Here is a 14,284-nt window from a genome sequence, read left to right on the forward strand (position 1 = left end):
AGCTATGCCTTTTTTCTTTAGAATTCCCCGGAGCGAACGCACGCGCAGTGCCGATCAGCGCTAGTCGTTTTACAGGCTTTGGAAAGCAACGCAACCACTTAGCGAGCCACAACCGAAATTCGCGGTGAGCGTTGCCTCCGCGCCACGCCGAATCGGCTGCCAAGCCATTCATCCCCCGAAGTCAGCCACTCACGAGACGCCTCACATCGTTGAAGATCGCGAAAATCATCAATATGAAGATCAGCGCGAGCCCGATCTTGAAGCCAAAGTCTTGAACACGCTCGGGCAACGGCCGTCCGAAGGTCGCCTCATAGGCGTAGAACAGCAAGTGCCCGCCATCGAGCATCGGAATCGGCATCAGATTGATGACCCCGATACTGACCGACAGAACCGCCGCCAGATTCAGAAGAGCCGCAAGACCGAGTGTGGCGACTTGTCCCGATACCTGGGCGACCCGAATCGGCCCGCCGAGCTGATCCGCGGATTCCCGCCCAGCGAAGATACCGCCGATATACATGCCCGTGCGCGCGACAACGGACCAGGTTTCCTTGGCCCCCTCACCTATGGCCTGCACCGGATTGTAGGTGACCGTATAGCGATCGTCCGGCCGGGTGTCCTGCTGCAGGCCGAGTAAGCCGACCTTCTGCACGTTGCCGAACTGATCCCTCATCTCGCGCAGCTTCGGCGTCGCGACGAGATTGATGAGCCTCCCGTCACGCTCGACCGCGATCTTAAGCTTGATGCCCGCGCTGAGCGTCACGATCTGCTGAATATCCGCAAAGCTGGAGATCTTGTCGCCGTCGATGGAGACGATCACGTCGCCCGGCTGAAAGCCGGCTTCGGCGGCCACGCTGCTCTCCTGCACCTTGTCGACACGCGGCACGGTATCGGTACGCCCGTAAATCGAGAAGAGCGCGGCGAAGATCACAATCGCCAGAATGAAATTGGCAAACGGCCCGGCCGCGACGACGGCGGCGCGCTGGGCAATGGATTTGGCGTAGAAGCTGCCTTTCCGCTCTTCTTCGCTCATCCGGCTCACCGCTTCGCGATCGGGCATCGAGGCGGCATTGTCGTCGCCGGCGAACTTGACGTAGCCGCCGAGAGGAATCAGCGTGAGCTTCCAGCGCGTACCGTAGCGATCGTTGAACCCCGCCAGTTCGCGGCCGAAACCGACCGAAAAGGCAGCGACCTTCACTCCGCAAAGGCGCGCGACGAGGAAGTGGCCGAGTTCATGAAAGAACACGACGATCGTCAGCACGAAAATAAACGGAACGATATATCCCCAGACCAACAAGCCGATATCTGTCAGTATAGCCATTCACCCTAACCGTTCTTCTTCACGTTCAACTCCGTAACACGGGAAGGTTACCGATTTCGATGCTGATTTGGGAGTTTTCGCGGAGAGCGCACACTCGCCCCTCACAACGGCGCGAATGAGGCAAGATCAACGACTGCCACCGGCAGCGGCCCGCGTGCCGGTCGCAAGGTTTTCGATGGCCTGTCGGGAAAGCCGGCGTCCGACGGCATCAAGCGCGAGCGTCACCTCCAGAGTATCGGGTTCGATGAGATCGCCGGAACGGTCCGCCGCTTCGATGGTTTGTTCCGAGATCGAAACGATATCCGTGAAGCCGATACGCTGCGACAGAAATGCAGCAACGGCAATCTCGTCGGCCGCGTTGAGCAGGACAGGAGCGCCCTTCCCCTTCGCCAGAGCCGCCCGCGCCAAGCCAAGCGCCGGGAACCGGTCAACATCCGGCTTTTCGAAGGTCAATGTACCCATGTTGGCCAGATCGAGCCGGGCGGCCAGAACCTGGATGCGATTCGGCCATGCCAGACAATGCGCGATCGGCGTACGCATGTCGGGCGCGCCCAACTGCGCCAGCAAGGAGCCATCGCAATACTGCACGAGACCGTGAACCGTCGACTGCGGATGGACGAGAACGTCGATCCGATCCGCGGGCAGAGGAAACAGATGGAAGGCCTCGATCAGCTCAAAGCCCTTGTTCATCATCGAGGCGGAGTCGATCGTGATCCGCGCACCCATCTGCCAATTGGGATGACGAAGGGCTACTTCCGGCGTCGCGGCAGCGATCTCGGCCTTGCTCCATGTGCGGAACGGCCCTCCCGAGGCGGTGAGGATCACCTTCTCCACGCGCCCCGCATTGTCAGCCTCGAAAACCTGGAAGAGTGCATTGTGCTCGGAATCGACGGGCAGGATCGTCGCCTTGTGGCGCTTCGCCTCTGCCATGACGAGCTTGCCCGCGCACACCAGCGATTCCTTGTTGGCAAGCGCGATCGCCCGCCCCTGTCGAACCGCGGCAAGCGTCGGCGCCAGACCAGCCGCACCCACGATTGCCGCGACGACCATGTCCGCCGGCATGGCCGCGGCTTCCACGACCGCCACCTCACCCGCGGCAACTTCGATGTCCGTTCCGGAGAGCGTCTCGCGCAACGCGGCAAGATATGTGGGATCAGCCACCACGGCCCGTTTGGCGCCCAGGCTTCGCGCCTGTTCGGCCAGCCGATCGACATTCCGATTCGCAACAAGCGCCACCACTTCGAAGGCGTCTAGATGCCGCGAGATCAGATCGACGGTACTGCAACCGATCGACCCCGTCGAACCAAGCACGACCAGACGAAGCGGCTCGTCACGCCGCTCAAGTGGAGCCTTCAGACTTTCGGACAATTCTCTGTTCCCGTTTCAGCTTCGTCGCAGAACCTTGCGGCGTCATGCACGATGGCTGCGGCACTTTCAAAGCAGGGCAAGGCCAAGCGAAGGATTGCTTCCGCCACTGGCAATCAGCCCCACGATATAGGCAGCGATCGCAGCGGCCACCAAACCGTCGGCCCGGTCCATGATACCACCGTGGCCGGGAATGAGGGTGCCGGAATCCTTGACCCCGAAATGGCGCTTGAGCGCCGATTCCGCGAGATCGCCCAGTTGTGAGGCGATGGAGAACACGACGGCAACGATGCAGATCGTGACCGGCGTTCCGATTCCGCTGACCAGCGAGACCGCACAGCCCGCCACCCCGCCGCCGATCAGGCCGCCGATGGCTCCCGACCAGGTCTTCTTGGGAGAAACGGCCGGCCATAGCTTGCGCCCGCCGATCACCTTGCCCGCGAAATAGGCCGCGATATCCGTTGCCCAGGTCAGCGCCAAAATGACGGCGACGGCCCACAATCCGTTCTCTCCGAGCCGCAGCTCGGTCAACGCGACCATCGGCAGCCCTGCATAGAGTACACCAAGCGCACTCCACGGCGGAGGCCCCGACAGGACGGAAAGCATCCCGACGACGATCACCGTGTCGATGACGATCATCACCGCATAGAAATTGGTCGACCACCACACCGCACCGGCGGCTGCAGCCAATCCGAACCCCGCGAACACGGCCACAAAATCGACGGATCGCGTGATGCGCACCCATTCATTGAGGATAAGCAGTGCGGCCGCCAGAAGGACCAGATGGAACAGGGCCCCGCCATACCACACGACAAACAGGAAGACCGGCGCCAGAATGACCGACGACAGCACCCGCATGAATAAGTTGGAATGCCCCTTCGGGGCTTCCAGTGCGTTGGCAGGCGTCCCCTTCCAGCTCATGTCGCTGCCTGCGAGGAAACGCGGCCGAACCGGCGGTCGCGCTTGGCGAATGCCGCCAGAGCGCGATCGAACGCCTCTTCATCGTAGTCCGGCCACAGCGCGGTCTCGAAATAGAATTCCGAATAGGCCGCCTGCCAAAGCAGGAAATTGGAAAGCCGCTGCTCACCGCTGGTGCGGATGATCAGGTCCGGATCGGGGATATCGAAGGTGTAGAGGCGTTCGCTGATCGTATCGCAGTCGATCGACTTCGGATCGAGCCGCCCTGCGGCTGCGTCTTCGGCGAGCTTTTGCGCCGCGGCCACCAGTTCCTGACGTCCGCCATAGTTGAACGCGACAACCAGCGTCAGTTTCGTGTTGTCGCAGGTCAGATGCTCCGCCTCTTCCAGAAGCGCGCGAATGTCGCTCGCCAATCCCTCACGCGCGCCGATCACGCGGACCCGGACGCCGTTCTTGTGCAGGTTGGCAAGATCCGTTCGCACGAAACGGCGCAACAGACCCAACAGATAGGACACCTCGGTCGCCGGGCGGGACCAGTTCTCGGACGAAAAGCTGAAAACCGTCAGGATCTCGACGCCGATCTCTATGCTGCGGCGAACGATACGGCGAATGACATCCGCACCACGACGGTGACCTTCCGTGCGCGGCAAGCCGCGCGCGGCAGCCCACCGCCCGTTTCCATCCATGATGATCGCGACATGACGCGGCGTACAACCTTCTTCCGGTTGCTGCTCCGCGGCCAGATCACTCGCATCTGCGCTTGCACTCATGTCGGTTCAGCCGTTTATTCGCCGCTCACGGCGTCAGACCTGGGAGATTTCCTTTTCCTTCCGCTCCACCACGGAATCAATCTCGGTGATCATCTCGTCGGTAAGCTTTTGCACGGCATTGGAGGAAGTGCGCTGCTCGTCCTGACTGATTTCTCCGTCCTTCTCGAGCTCCTTGAGCATTTCCATGCCGTCCCGGCGCACGTGCCGGATTGCGACGCGCGCCTGCTCGGCATATTTATGCGCAACTTTGGCAAGTTCCTGGCGACGTTCCTCGTTCAGCTCCGGAATCGGCAAACGCAGGTTGGTGCCGTCGATCACCGGGTTGAGACCCAGGCTGGAATTTCGGATCGCCTTTTCAACGGCGGCGACCATGCTCTTGTCCCAGACCTGAACGGAGACCATCCGCGGCTCGGGAACGGAAACCGTCGCGACCTGATTGATCGGCATCTGCTGACCGTAAGCTTCGACGGTGATCGCCTCCAACATGCTGGAAGACGCGCGGCCGGTACGCAAGCCGGCAAGGTCCGTTTTCAATACGGAAATAGCACCGTCCATGCGGCGCTTGAGATCTTTCATGTCGAGATGAGCGTCTGCCATCATTTCCTCTCGTACATTTTCGCCGGCCCGCCTCGCGTGCTGAAACACGAAACCACCTGTCTCCAGCCGACCGCTATCACCGTCGGACGAAACCGGCCCGTCCTGCAACCGTTCGTCCCGGTGACATATTCTCCACCGGCGCGGTCAGGCCGCGGTCGCGCAGACCGAAGTACTCTAGTCGCTAACGATCGTAGCCCGTCCCTTGCCGCGCAGAACGTCGACGAGAGCGCCGGGAGTGTGAATCGAGAACACGATTACCGGAATAGCATTGTCGCGAGCAAGGGCTATCGCCGCGGCATCCATGACGTTGAGGTCCTTGGCCAACACATCCTGATGGGTCAGATGATCAAAACGCTTGGCATTCGGATATTTCTTGGGATCGGCGGAATAGATCCCATCCACATTCGTGGCCTTGAGAAGAGCGTCGCATTCCATTTCCGCGGCACGAAGTGCGGCACCCGAATCGGTCGTAAAGAACGGGTTGCCCGTTCCGCCGACGAAGACCAGGACCTCACCCGCGGCGAAGCGGTCATCTGCCGCACGCTGCGTAAAAGTCTCGCAGATGCTCGGCATCTGGACGGCGGAAAAGACGCGCGCCTTGATCCTCTGCCCGCGCAGCGCATCGGCCAGCGCCAGGCCGTTCATGACGGTGCCGAGCATACCCATGTGATCGCCGGTCGTGCGCGATGCGCCCTTGGCAGCAACCTGCACGCCGCGAAAGATGTTGCCGCCGCCGACGACCAGCCCGATACGCGCACCCAGCCGCACCGCATCGGCGATATCGCCGACGATCCGTGCCACCACATCGGAATCGATGCCGAATCCCTGAGCCCCCATGAGCGCTTCGCCGGAAAGTTTGATCAGGACGCGCCGCCAGCGCAGATCATCGGACATTGTTGTTTTCCTTCAGTCAGCCGTGGAGCGCGACCGATCGCAGATAGAAGAAGGGCGTCGGATCGCTCCGACGCCCAAAAGGCTTTAGTTTCCAAAGGTCGCCGCCGCGACCTCGGCGGCGAAGTCCATCTCTTCCTTCTCGATGCCTTCGCCAAGGGCGAAGCGAACGAAGGAAGTGATCTTGACGTCCGTGCCAAGCTCGCCGGCCAGCGCCACAACGGCGGCTTCCACGGTCTTGTCCGGATCGATCACGAAGGGCTGCTTCAGAAGCGTCGACTCTTCGTAGAACTTGCGCATCCGGCCTTCCACCATCTTCTCGACTATGTTGTCCGGCTTGCCGGACTCGCGGGCCTGATAGGCGTAGACGTGACGCTCACGCACGACAACGTCCGGATCCAGCTCGTCGGCGTTCAGAGCCAACGGGTTGGTCGCGGCGATGTGCATGGCAACGTGGCGGCCGAAGGCGAACAGCTTTTCAGCGTCGCCGGTCGACTCCAGACCGACGAGCACGCCGATCTTGCCGATGTCGTCAGCGGCAGCGTTGTGCATGTAGGTGGCGACGACGCCGTTGTTGACCGAAACGGTCGCGGCACGGCGCAGCGTCATGTTCTCGCCGATGGTGGCGATCAGATCCTTGAGCGTCGCCTCGATCGTCTCCGACTTGCCCGGGAACGTGCTCGCGGCCAGCTTCTCGACATCGCCGTCGACATCTAGAGCCGCCTTGGAAACGCCGGCGACAAAGGACTGGAAGTTCTCGTTGCGGGCGACGAAGTCGGTCTCGGAGTTCACCTCGACGACAGACGCCTTGTTTCCGTCCGCAGCAACGCCCACGAACCCTTCCGCGGCGACGCGGCCGGCCTTCTTAGCGGCCTTGGCGAGACCCTTGGTGTGCAGCCAGTCGACCGCGGCTTCCATGCCGCCACCGTTCTCGCTGAGTGCGTTCTTGCAGTCCATCATGCCGGCTCCAGTCTTTTCGCGGAGCTCTTTCACCATCGCAGCGGTAATGATCATCAGTGCCTCTCGTGATGCTGAGAACCCCGACCGGTCACCACCGAGCGGGGATCATACGTGAAACGACGGCCGCACAGCGGACCTTCCGCAGGCGGCCAACGTCCTGTCATTTATCGTGCCGCGCTCGAGCGCGGCGTCGAACGCTCAGGCTTACTCGCCCGCGTTCGTACCCTCGGCCTCTGCAGCAGGAGCGACCTCTTCGACCACAGCAGCGATCTCTTCAACCGCTTCGCTCTCCAGCGCAGGCTCCTCGACAACTTCCTCGGCAGCGCCGAGATCCATGCCCATGGCACCCTGCGCGCGGGCGATACCGTCGATGGCAGCGCGCGAGATCAGGTCGCAGTAAAGCTGGATGGCGCGACCGGCGTCATCGTTGCCCGGGACGGGATAGGTGATGCCCTGGGGGGCGCAGTTGGAATCGAGGATCGCGACAACCGGGATACCCAGACGGCGGGCTTCCTGAATGGCGATGGCTTCGCGGTTCGTGTCGATCACGAAGATAAGGTCGGGGATGCCGCCCATATCCTTGATACCGCCGAGGTTACGCTCCAGCTTGTCGCGCTCGCGGTCCATGAAGAGCCGCTCTTTCTTGGTGAGCTGCGCGGTGACCTGCTCGCTGGCGAGCATGTCCTCAAGCTTGCGCAGACGCTGGATCGCACCGGAGATCGTCTTCCAGTTGGTCAGCATGCCGCCGAGCCAGCGGGCGTTGACGAAGTACTGCGCGGACTTGCGCGCGGCATCCGCAACCGGCTCCTGCGCCTGACGCTTGGTGCCCACGATGAGCACGCGGCCGCCGGCGGCAACCGTGTCGGACACGGCCTTCAGCGCCTGGTGCATCAGCGGCACCGTCTGCGACAGGTCGATGATGTGGACATTATTGCGAATGCCGAAGAGGTAATCGCCCATCTTCGGGTTCCAACGGTGCTTCTGGTGGCCGAAATGCACGCCGGCTTCCAGCAGCTGGCGCATGGTAAAATCAGGCAAAACCATGCCTTGTAACTCCGTTTTTCCGGTTAGCTTCCGCGAAGCGGTAACGGGCGGACCCGATCACCGGATGGACTGTGGCGCATATGCGCCGCCCTGCTCCGCGTGTGGAATGGGCGCCTTATAGTGCGGGCGCGGGACCGTTTCAAGGCATCAATGGCGAGAACCGAAAGGAAGTCGAGCCTCACCGCCGGGAGGGCTGGATCCGGTTTCGTCAAATATGACATGAGAGCCGTATCGGGCGCACGCCCGGCTATGCCATCTCCACCTGAATCACGCCCTGCACTGCCTTAAGCGCACTCGCGACCTGCGGCGAGATCTGATAGCGGCCGGGAAGCTGGACCTCGACCTCTCGCGCGCCATCCTCCAGCAGACAGACGACGGAGACTTCGCTGTCGCCGCGATGGCTGAGGTGACGGCGAAGACTTTCCACCGGTGTGCTGTCGCGCAGGAAGATCTTGAGGCTCTTGTGGATCCGGTTGGCGACCGCCTCCAGCGGATCCACATTCTGGATCCGCACGCCGACCCCCTCCTCCTTCACTTCCGCCGCCACGATCAGGACGACGGATTTCCCGACTTCCAGAAGATCTCGGAACTGCACCAGGGCCTCGGAAAAAAGGATCGCCTCATATTGGCCGGTCGGATCGGAGACGCGCACGATTCCCATCTTGTTGCCGGACTTGGTCTTGCGCTCCTGCTTGGCCGTGATGGTACCGGCAAGACGACCGGCAGCCACCCCACGCTTCACCGAGGCTTCGAAGCTGGCCCACATCTGCACCCGCATCCGGTCCAGAACGCCCCGGTATTCATCCAGCGGATGGGCAGAAAGATAGAACCCGACGGCAGCAAGCTCGCGCGCCAGCTTCTCCTCCGGCAGCCACGGCTCGACGCGGTTGAGACGCAACAGCTCCGGCTCGCCCATACCAAAAATATCGCCCTGGCCGGAAGTGGCGTTCTCTTCCGCACGCTGCGCCTCGCCCATGATCCGGTCGATACCGGCCGTGAGCTTCGCCCGGTTCTTGTCCAGACAATCGAAGGTGCCGGCGGCGATCAGGTTTTCCAAAGTGCGCTTGTTGATCTGCTTGGGGCTGATGCGGCGGGCGAAATCACCGATATCGCTGAACGGCCCGCCCTCGTTGCGGACCTCCTCGATATGTTCGATCACATGGCTGCCGACGCCCTTGATAGCCGCCAGCGAATAGATGATCGCGCCGTCCTGAACATCGAAATAGTGGCAAGAAAGATTGATGTTGGGCGAGACCACCTTGATGCCCATACGCTGCGCCTCCCGGCGGAAGTCGTTGAGCTTCTCCGAGTTGCCCATGTCGAGGGTCATCAGCGCGGCAAAGAACTCAACCGGATGGTTCGCCTTCATCCAGGCCGTCTGGTAGGCGACCAGCGCGTATGCGGCGGCATGCGACTTGTTGAAGCCGTAGTTGGCGAACTTCGCGACCAGATCGAAGATCGTCTTGGCCTGCGCGCCATCCACGCCGTTCTTTTTCGCGCCGTCCACGAAGCGGGAGCGCTGGACCTCCATTTCCGCGGCAATCTTTTTACCCATGGCGCGCCGGAGCAGATCAGCGTCGCCGAGCGAGTAGCCGGCGAGGATCTGCGCCAACTGCATCACCTGCTCCTGGTAGATGATGATGCCGTAGGTTTCCTTGAGGATCGGCTCCAGCTTGGGGTGGAGGTAGTCTGGCTCCTCCTCGCCGTGCTTGCGGCGGTTGTAGGTGGGGATATTGTCCATCGGGCCCGGACGATAGAGCGCCACGAGCGCGACGATGTCCTCGAAGCGGTCAGGCTGCATGCCCGCGATGGACCGACGCATACCCGCACTTTCAAGCTGGAACACGCCGACCGTCTCGGTATTGACCAGCAGCTTGTAGGTCGCGGGATCATCGAGCGGAATGGTGGACAGATCCACCTCGATGCCGCGCCGTGCGATCAGCTTCACGCCGGTGGAGAGCACCGTCAGCGTCTTCAGTCCGAGGAAGTCGAACTTGATGAGGCCCGTCTTTTCCACCCACTTCATGTTGAACTGGGTGACGGGCATATTGGAACGGAGATCGCGGTACAGCGGGACGAGCTGTTCCAGCGGCCGATCACCGATGACCACGCCAGCGGCGTGGGTCGATGCATGGCGATAAAGACCCTCGAGCTTCTGGCCGATGTTCAGCAGCTTGTCGACGATCTCCTCTTCGTCCGCCGCCTGGCGCAGGCGCGGCTCTTCCTCGATCGCCTGTTTCAGCGTCACCGGATTGGCCGGGTTCTGCGGCACCAGCTTACACAGCCGGTCGACCTGGCCATAGGGCATCTGCAGCACGCGGCCGACGTCGCGCAAGACGACGCGCGCCTGCAACGTACCGAAGGTGATGATCTGCGCCACCTGCCCACGCCCGTACTTGCGCTGCACGTAGCGGATCACCTCTTCGCGGCGATCCTGACAGAAGTCGACGTCAAAGTCCGGCATCGACACACGTTCAGGGTTCAGGAATCGCTCGAACAGCAGGTTGAACCGAAGAGGATCAAGGTCGGTGATGGTCAGCGACCACGCAACAAGGGAACTAGCGCCCGAACCACGTCCCGGCCCCACCGGAATGCCATGCGCCTTCGCCCACTTGATGAAGTTCGCAACGATCAGGAAGTAGCCGGGAAACTTCATGCTCGTGATAATGTTGAGCTCGAAGGCGAGGCGATCGTCATAGTCCTGACGGCTGTGGCCGGCCGAAAGACCGTGCGCGGCGAGGCGCCGTTCCAGGCCCTTGTGCGCCTGACGGATCAGCTCCGCAGCCTCGGCCTTTTCCGCTTCTTCCGGATCTGAATCGGCACCGGCGAACCGCGGCAGCAACGGCTTACGCTTGGGCACGCACACATGGCACCGGCGCGCAATCTCGATGGTACTTTCGGTTGCCTCGGGAAGATCGGCGAAAAGCTCGACCATTTCCGCCCGCGACTTGAAATAGTGCTCCGGCGTGAGATGGCGCCGGTCTTCCTCAATAATGACCCGGCCTTCCGCGATGCAGCTCAAGACATCATGGGCCTCGTAGTCGTCGCGCTTGGGGAAGAACGCCTCGTTGGTCGCAACAAGAGGCAGCCCCTCCTCATAGGCATAGTCGACGAAAAGCCCTTCGCACTGGCGCTCCTCGGTCATGCCGTGGCGCTGCAGCTCCATGTAGAGCCGGTCGCCGAACATGTCCTTCATCCGGCTCAGGCGCGTGCGCGCGACACCTTCCTGGCCTGCAAGGATCGCCCGCCCCACGGGTCCGCCAACCCCGCCCGTCAGCGCAATCAGCCCATTGGAATGGGAGGCCAGCAGCTCCGCGGGCACATTCGGGCGCACCCCGTTCTCGGTATCGATGTAGGAATGGCTGACGAGTTCGACGAGATGCGCATATCCCTCATCATTCGCCGACAGCAGAATGACTTCCGGATAGGTGTCGCCCGGCTTGCGATGGTCGCCATCATCGCCCCAATCGACGGCAAGCTGACAGCCGATGATGGGCTGCATGCCCACACCGAAAGTCTTTTCGGAGAATTCCAGCGCGCCGAAGAGATTGCCGGTATCGGTGATCGCCAGCGCGGGCTGCTCATCGGCTTTCGCAAGCTTGATCAGCTTCGGAATCGGCAACGCCCCTTCAAGGAGCGAAAACGCCGAGTGAACGCGCAGGTGAACGAAGCCGACATCGGCCATAAAGCAAACCTCCGGAACAGGCAGGATCTATCGATCCAATGCCGCCATAAGGCGGAGATTCGGTACTGCCGCTCAAAGACCGGCCGCGGCCATCGAAAAGAAGACAGAAGGCGATGCACGCCCTTCCGTTCTCCCTGCAATTTCGCGGCGGATCGAAACCATTACATAAAGGCCAAAGCCGCGCGGTCGGGAACCTGAGCATCACGCCCGATCTTCGGCCCCATCCCGGACATTCGACCGATCCCGCTCACTCAAGCGCAGGCAAGACCGGAGGCAGTGCTAATCCGCACCCAGTTTTCCGCGTCCCACCCGCCATGTCGAGCACAAGAGCACAAGCTCTGCCCGCTATGCACAAGCGCACCCGCGGGAATCGAGAAACTGTGCGAACAAAAATCAACTGAGCTGTGACAACACATCGGCCCACATGTTCAGAGAGAGGCCGAACAGGACAAGAACACCGAAAGCGGTTGTATCGCGAGCAAATTGAAGCATCTGTCTCTCCACACGATATTCACTATATGTTAACATATAGTTCTATTTATGTTCGTCCTGCAAGATTTTTGTCGCCTCCGCAATTTAGGAAAAATATGCAGGTGAATCAGTCGTTAACGCACGGCGCGATTTGACCGAACATTTTATGCCCGGTCATTTCTCACAAGGAACCGCCCGAGCCGGGCGTCGCTTACCACAGCCCTGCAGGATCACGCGACCCGGTGCGCGCGGAGCGAGCCGGTTACAGCTCCACCACCTTGCCCTTGGAAAGGATAATGCGGCGATCCATCTGCGCGGCCAGATCCAGATTGTGCGTGGCAAACAGTGCCGCCAGACCGCTGGCGCGCACGAGACCGGTCAACACCTCGAAAACATAAGACGCGGTCTCGGGATCGAGATTGCCGGTCGGTTCGTCCGCCAGAAGGATGCGCGGTGCATTGGCCACGGCGCGCGCGATAGCCACGCGCTGCTGTTCGCCGCCCGACAATTCGGACGGACGATGATCGACCCGCTCCTCCAGCTTCATGTACTTGAGAAGTTGCATCGCCCGACTGTTGGCTTCCCGCTTGCTGAGACCGCGGATCATCTGTGGCATGGCGATGTTCTCTACCGCCGTGAATTCCGGCAATAGGTGGTGGAACTGGTAGACGAACCCGATATCGAGACGGCGGATACGGGTGCGCGCCTCATCCGACAGCTTGCTGCAGGCGCGACCGTCGACATAGATCTCGCCCGCATCCGGACGGTCGAGCAGGCCGGCTATGTGCAGCAGGGTCGACTTGCCCGCGCCCGACGGCGCTACCAGAGCCACGGTTTCGCCAGGGCGAAGCGTGAAGTTGGCGCCCGACAGAATGTCCAGCGCGCGATCCCCCTCCTTGTAGCGACGATCGACGTCGACAAGCGAGAGCACGGCGGTTTCCTGGGCCGATTGGGTGGAAGCGGATGCAGTCATTCGAAACGCAGAGCCTCCACCGGATCGAGCCGGGCAGCGCGCCAGGCGGGATAGAGAGTCGCCAGGAAGGACAGCACGAGCGCCATCAGGACGACGGAGAACGTCTCGCCCGCATTCATGTCGGCAGGCATCTTGGACAGGAAGTAGAGTTCCGGCGAGAACAGTTCGGTGCGCGTCAGCCAGGATATGAACTGGCGGATGCTTTCGATGTTCAGGCACACGACATAGCCGAGCAGCAGCCCCGCCAAAGTCCCGAACGTGCCGATGCTCGCCCCCATGATCATGAAGACGCGGAGGATGGAGCCGCGCGTTGCGCCCATTGTTCGCAGGATGGCGATATCCCGGGACTTGTCCTTCACCAGCATGGTGAGGCCGGAAATTATGTTCAAAGCCGCGACGATCACAATCAATGTCAGGATCAGGAACATGACGTTCCGCTCCACCTCCAGCGCAGAGAAGAAGGTCGTGTTGCGCTGTCGCCAGTCCGTGACGAAGGCCGATTGTCCCGCAGCCTCCTCGATCTTGTGGCTCATCCCCGCGATCGCATCCGGGTCGTTCAGGAAGACGTCGATCGCCGTCGCCTGCCCTTCCTTGTTGAAATAGAGCTGGGCCTCGGGGAACGGCAGAAAGGCGATGGTGCTGTCATATTCCGACATGCCGATCTCGAAGATCGCCACCACCTTGTAGCCCTTGATGCGTGGGGTCACGCCCATCGGCGTCACGCTACCGCGCGGGCTCACCAGAGTGACCGTATCGCCGACCACAACGCCGAGCGAGCGGGCCATGCGGGATCCGATGGCGATACCGCCCGCCTTGTCGAAGTTGTCGAGGTTCCCGGCGACGAGCTTGCCGGAGACGAGCGGCAGGCGGTCGAGATCGTATTTCGTGACACCGCGCACCAGCGCCCCGAAGGCGCCGGCGGGACCGGAAACAAGCCCCTGCCCTTCCACAAACGGCATGGCAAAGCGCACGCCTGGCATGCTTTCAATCCGCGAGGCGACGGCGTCGTAATCATCGAGCGGGCTGTCGATCGGCTGCACCAGAAGGTGACCGTTGATGCCGAGGATCTTAGAGATCAGCTCGCCGCGAAACCCGTTCATCACCGCCATCACGATGATCAGCATCGCAACGCCGAGCATGATGCCGATGAAGGAGAACCCGGCAATGATGGAAATGAAGGTCTCGCGCCGACGCGCGCGCAGGTAGCGCCCGGCCAGCACCCATTCGAAGGCCGCAAAAGGCCTTGTCCCGCTCGGCTCGGTGGCCGCGTTCATACCTTGCTCCCGTCTGAC

Annotated in this window: 11 protein-coding genes; all 11 read right to left on the minus strand. The window is 61.6% G+C overall.

Going from position 1 to position 14,284, the window contains the following annotated elements:
- Positions 1-181 precede the first annotated feature (181 nt).
- Entirely contained in the window at positions 182-1,318 is a 1,137-nt protein-coding gene (rseP, locus tag QNJ43_RS01215; RefSeq protein ID WP_300466713.1) for an RIP metalloprotease RseP, read from the minus strand.
- 126 nt (positions 1,319-1,444) lie between these two features.
- Entirely contained in the window at positions 1,445-2,686 is a 1,242-nt protein-coding gene (locus QNJ43_RS01220) for a 1-deoxy-D-xylulose-5-phosphate reductoisomerase (RefSeq protein ID WP_300466715.1), read from the minus strand.
- Between the two features lie 66 nt (positions 2,687-2,752).
- Positions 2,753-3,604 (minus strand): phosphatidate cytidylyltransferase, encoded by an 852-nt coding sequence (locus QNJ43_RS01225; RefSeq protein ID WP_300466717.1) that lies wholly within the window; start codon positions 3,602-3,604, stop codon positions 2,753-2,755.
- The gene (locus tag QNJ43_RS01230; protein WP_300466719.1) at positions 3,601-4,371 is read right to left on the minus strand and encodes an isoprenyl transferase; all 771 of its coding nucleotides are present in this window, start codon (positions 4,369-4,371) and stop codon (positions 3,601-3,603) included. The genes QNJ43_RS01225 and QNJ43_RS01230 overlap by 4 nt, the downstream gene beginning before the upstream one ends.
- Before the next feature lie 33 nt (positions 4,372-4,404).
- The gene (gene frr / locus QNJ43_RS01235) at positions 4,405-4,968 is read right to left on the minus strand and encodes a ribosome recycling factor (protein WP_300467267.1); all 564 of its coding nucleotides are present in this window, start codon (positions 4,966-4,968) and stop codon (positions 4,405-4,407) included.
- A 174-nt stretch (positions 4,969-5,142) separates the two neighbouring features.
- A complete protein-coding gene (gene pyrH / locus QNJ43_RS01240) occupies positions 5,143-5,862 on the minus strand; it encodes a UMP kinase (protein WP_300466721.1) in 720 nt (239 codons plus the stop codon).
- Between the two features lie 84 nt (positions 5,863-5,946).
- Positions 5,947-6,873: a translation elongation factor Ts gene (gene tsf, locus QNJ43_RS01245; RefSeq protein ID WP_300466723.1), complete on the minus strand. Its 927-nt coding sequence runs from the start codon at positions 6,871-6,873 to the stop codon at positions 5,947-5,949.
- Between the two features lie 150 nt (positions 6,874-7,023).
- Complete coding sequence (gene rpsB / locus QNJ43_RS01250; protein WP_300466725.1) at positions 7,024-7,863, minus strand: 30S ribosomal protein S2; 840 nt, start codon at positions 7,861-7,863, stop codon at positions 7,024-7,026.
- Between the two features lie 247 nt (positions 7,864-8,110).
- Positions 8,111-11,548 carry a DNA polymerase III subunit alpha gene (gene dnaE / locus QNJ43_RS01255; RefSeq protein ID WP_300466727.1) on the minus strand — a complete coding sequence of 1,146 codons (3,438 nt, stop codon included), beginning with the start codon at positions 11,546-11,548 and terminating at the stop codon, positions 8,111-8,113.
- Positions 11,549-12,281: 733 nt separating this feature from the next.
- A complete protein-coding gene (locus tag QNJ43_RS01260; protein ID WP_300466729.1) occupies positions 12,282-12,992 on the minus strand; it encodes an ABC transporter ATP-binding protein in 711 nt (236 codons plus the stop codon).
- Complete coding sequence (locus tag QNJ43_RS01265) at positions 12,989-14,266, minus strand: lipoprotein-releasing ABC transporter permease subunit (protein WP_300466731.1); 1,278 nt, start codon at positions 14,264-14,266, stop codon at positions 12,989-12,991. Before QNJ43_RS01265 ends, QNJ43_RS01260 begins: the two co-directional genes overlap by 4 nt.
- Between the last annotated feature and the right edge of the window lie 18 nt (positions 14,267-14,284).

It is taken from the genome of Breoghania sp., from assembly GCF_030066895.1.
GTDB lineage: Bacteria > Pseudomonadota > Alphaproteobacteria > Rhizobiales > Stappiaceae > Breoghania.